Origin of the sequence: Nocardia sp. NPDC050408, from assembly GCF_044458905.1 — a bacterium.
Classification (GTDB): Bacteria; Actinomycetota; Actinomycetes; order Mycobacteriales; family Mycobacteriaceae; genus Nocardia.
In genome coordinates this window covers 146,269-150,118 of the sequence record NZ_JBITIL010000012.1, presented here as the reverse complement: position 1 = coordinate 150,118, position 3,850 = coordinate 146,269, and the positions used below count along the sequence as shown (strand labels likewise).

The window sequence follows — 3,850 nt, the reverse complement described above, 5'->3', positions numbered from 1 at the left end:
CGTCTAACCTCTCCTCGAATTCCGGGACACGAGAACAACAAAGTCCCCCACGCGCCCGGCATTTCCCGAAGTGCATTTGCGGATGCACTTACATATGCACACCTCACCTACATTGCGAACCACAACACAAGGACCCGGCCGTTCCCCGATGGATACGGCCTTCAGGCGTCGGCGCCCACCGAACGTATTTAGCCCCCTGTCCCCCGACCCTGTCGAACGACTGTGCAACAAAATTGTCGTGACGGCGGCACGACGATCTGCCGCGGCACGGTCCGGAAACTCCTGGCCGTGCGCATTCAGCCGAAAGCGTCAAACTACGTACGTTATGTCCGTATTCGAATTAGATTTGCGTAGTCGAATCAGCCTATTCCCGTGCCCCACCTCGGTTCGGGATGTCGCCCCAAAGTCGACCCGGGCCCGGGCGGCTGCCGCTTCGAACATTATTAGCCCCTTCGTTCGGTCGAAAAGACAACATGCTCACAACATCCCCGCGCCGCTACTGACGCGGGAACCTGCTGCGGCCGCAGTATAGGGAAACCCGCTGCACCGTACCTATTTAATGCTACTGAACACCGGCTTTCATGTCTCGCACTCGACACGAATCGATGAGCTCGACGAATGCCCACCCAACGGCCAGCTGCGATCGGGCGCAACAGGAACACCGGCGCCGAAACCGGTGAAATCGCAAATATGTGATTCGGCTGTCGCTTACCGGGAGACGGTGGTGGCTACCGAAGTGGTCTTGATGGTTACGCTCGATCAGCATCGATGGGCGGCAAGTCGGCTTCGGCGTCGAGCCATTTCTTGTGGTTGGCACATGTCGATCGCGGCAAGACATCGCTCCGGAAGGCAGCGGACGGATGCCGCATCCGATTCCTGATCGCGTCGCGACTCGTCACGCTCGGCCGACGACAAGGCCGCGACGCCGGAATACGGACACCATGAACACCGGCTCGAATGACGCTGCCGCGCTCCTGAGCAAGTGAAAGCCGCTCGCCCACAACCGAATAGATCTCACTGCCGCTCCTCTGAACCGAGGAGGTGCTTCATTAAGGTGAATGCCGATGCGTGCCATCAATTTTCGGCTGAGCCGTCACCCGGGAGGACAACGTCACCGACCCACGGGCCAGGCAAGGCGAACAAGCTGTGGTGATTCGAGGCTTTGCGTAGTATTGCTGCACAAGGGACTTGGAGAAGCAGACCACGAAGGGGGCGATGTGGATCCGTTCACGGTGATCGTGACCGCGTTGATCGCTGGTGCGGCGGCTGGTGGCCAGGATGCGGCGTCGGCAACAGTGCGCGAGGTCTATCAGGCGATTCGGCGTCGCATAAGCCGCGGTGACGACGGCCCACAAGTGAGGGCCGCTCTCGAAGCCAACGAAACATCGCCTGGCAGTAACGTTGCAGCACTAGAAGCCGCAGTGCTCCGCGCGAGGGGCGGAGATGACAGCGAGTTGCAGTCTTTAGCAGCCCAACTCCTGGAAGCACTACCGACCTCGGAAACCGACCGGGCCCGTAAACTTATCGACCTGCGGCACGCAAAAGGGGTGCAGTTGGGGAACAACAACACTCAACACAACAGTTTCAACTGATCGCACGCCCGGCTCGTTGACGCGCGCTAGCACCTAGACCAAGAAATCGCCACGTGTCGGCCCCCGCTACTGGTGCCTCCGCCAGATAGATTGCTGCGCCACCCGCTCCGACTGCTCGCCGAGCTCGAGGATACGGCGATCGAATACGGTGCGGGCGACCACCGGTCGGCTGCGTTCGACGGAACCCTCCGCACCAAGGCTCGATACGGCAGGAGCTATATGGACGCGGCACTAGAAATCATTGACGATGCAATTCTTATTGTGATGGATTCGAGGTTCGCGTGAAAAACCAGATCCCGATTCAAGTCGGTGAAGGAAATATACAGAACAACTTCTGGTCCGAACGTCGAAGATGGCTGGTTGCGATCGGCGTCGCCATCCTGATTGTCGTATCGGTCTCGGCATCTGTCACAATTTATCTACTGCAACCGGATCGAGCGGTATCCGAACAGCGCGCAATCGAGGCAGACCGCGAAGGGAGAGACAATGCGACACCACCGGCACGCGCCGAGGGCGTGAGCGGCCCGCCAGGCGTCCCGGGATCATTGGCATCGTCAAGAATTATCGAATTGGATGGAGTCAGACCGGACAAGGCGACCATGCAGCGTCTCGTCCCCGATGGGGTCGCGCTCGGGCAGAGTGTGATTGATCCACGCAATCCGATGAACTCTCTGGAAGGGTTCGGTGAAGGCTCGATATACTTCAAGCTCACTGGACAAAATTTCACGCCGGTCCAAATCTCTAGCATTGCCGCCAGGATAGTCGAAAGGCGGCGACCTCCCGCAGGAACGATTGTCCCATTCTATTCACAAGGAGTTACCGAAGCATTGACAATGGGATTCGATCTGAACTCTGGAGATGTTGTCGAGGCGAAGGCTTTGGACGGATTCGGACAATTTACTGACAGCGACTACATGAAAACACATGCAGTTACGCTTGCGCTGAATGAGACGCTGGCCTTCAAGATAGAGATCCGGGCGCACGATTGCGATTGCGAATTTGTTGTGGACATCGGATTCGGGGACGGTCGATCACTGGCCGTAGACGACCAGGGAAAGCCATTTCGATTCGTCACACTGACAGGCTCGTACGAGCGAGCATACGTTCCGATGTACGACCTGGAGAATGGTTCCATGGCACGAGATGCGAAACTTCGGCTGTGCGACTATCCCAAGGAATGCAAGCTTCGGTACGCTCAAATGTACACAAAGTAATATCAATACGGCTATGTTCAGGAGCTGGGCGGTGCTCGACCCGCGCGAGCGCGCCTGAATAGCCCCTTGTCCACGCGGACAAGGGGTTTCAGCGTCGAGAACCGGTCAGTGATACCGACATCAGGTTCGGCATGAGGTACGGCGGATCGACCCGGATTCCATCGCATTGCTGCCGTATACCAGCCAAGTTGGAAGGTCCTGTTTGCACCTCGTTGCGTAACCAAACATCAACTTCTGGAACCGAACCGATACTTCGATGATCACAGGATGCACACCCGCGCCGCGGGCGCCCGGTCTGCGCGAAGATCTACTCGGGATCTGTCCCATAGATCGAGCGGTACTCCTTGGCGAAGGTGCGGCTGCCGAGCAGGCGCCAGGCGAGTCTGGCGGCGAACGGCATGTCGGCTAGGAACTTTCGGCGTTCGGGGTGCGGTACAGCTTGCAAGATGAAGCCGAGGAAGATCAACCGCCGGTCCTTGGGTACGGCGGCGCGTCCTCGTTCGCCGAGCGCCTGCCATTCGCGGGCGGTCATGACGCGTCCGGCGAGCGGCAGGATGCGCGCCTCCTCCTCAGCCATATGTTCGTCGAGAGCGGCGGCCAGCGCCGACAGCGTGGCGGCGAGATGCCCGCGCACCTCGGGATGCGCCGATGCGGCGAATTCCTCGGCCTGCCGGTCCGCGCGGTCGATCAGTTCGGCGATCCGCTCATGCTGTTCCTCCATCCGCAGGATCAGTGCGCCATCGGTCTTCGCCCGCTCGAGCAGCAGTGGCCACATCAGCTCGTCCTCAGCGCAGTGGTGGTGATGCAGGCCGGTATCGAGTTCGGTGAGGAACTCGACGATGCGACCCGCGCGCGCGGTGTCACCGTCGGCGACACCGCCGACGAGGCCGGGCAGGGCGTCGAAATGGCGGCGGAAGGCGCGGTGGACGAGCAACATGTCAGCGGTATCGGGACGGTCGGTGGTATCGGGGCGGTCGGGGGTCTGTGTCGCGGTGTTCATGGTTCTCACTGTCTGTCGATCCGCTTGTAGCGCACTTGCAATAG

The 3,850-nt window shown here is 59.7% G+C and carries 3 protein-coding genes; 2 read left to right on the top strand and 1 reads right to left on the bottom strand.

What is annotated here, in order from left to right; translation table 11 throughout:
* The first annotated feature begins 1,217 nt into the window (after window positions 1–1,217).
* Together ACIBJI_RS29040 and ACIBJI_RS29035 are read left to right on the top strand one after the other, a co-directional pair.
* Entirely contained in the window at window positions 1,218–1,592 is a 375-nt protein-coding gene (locus ACIBJI_RS29040) for a hypothetical protein (RefSeq protein WP_397086722.1), read from the top strand.
* Between the two features lie 281 nt (window positions 1,593–1,873).
* The gene (locus tag ACIBJI_RS29035; protein WP_364347535.1) at window positions 1,874–2,806 is read left to right on the top strand and encodes a hypothetical protein; all 933 of its coding nucleotides are present in this window, start codon (window positions 1,874–1,876) and stop codon (window positions 2,804–2,806) included.
* A 307-nt stretch (window positions 2,807–3,113) separates the two neighbouring features.
* Here the strand turns inward: ACIBJI_RS29035 and ACIBJI_RS29030 are convergent, their stop codons facing one another.
* Window positions 3,114–3,806, bottom strand: coding sequence for a hemerythrin domain-containing protein (locus ACIBJI_RS29030; protein ID WP_364347538.1), 693 nt, complete (start codon window positions 3,804–3,806; stop codon window positions 3,114–3,116).
* Window positions 3,807–3,850: the final 44 nt, after the last annotated feature.

Excerpts from the sequence above, each read along its gene's own strand:
- ACIBJI_RS29030 (WP_364347538.1), bottom strand. The coding sequence starts at position 3,806 with ATGAACACCGCGACACAGACCCCCGACCGCCCCGATACCACCGACCGT.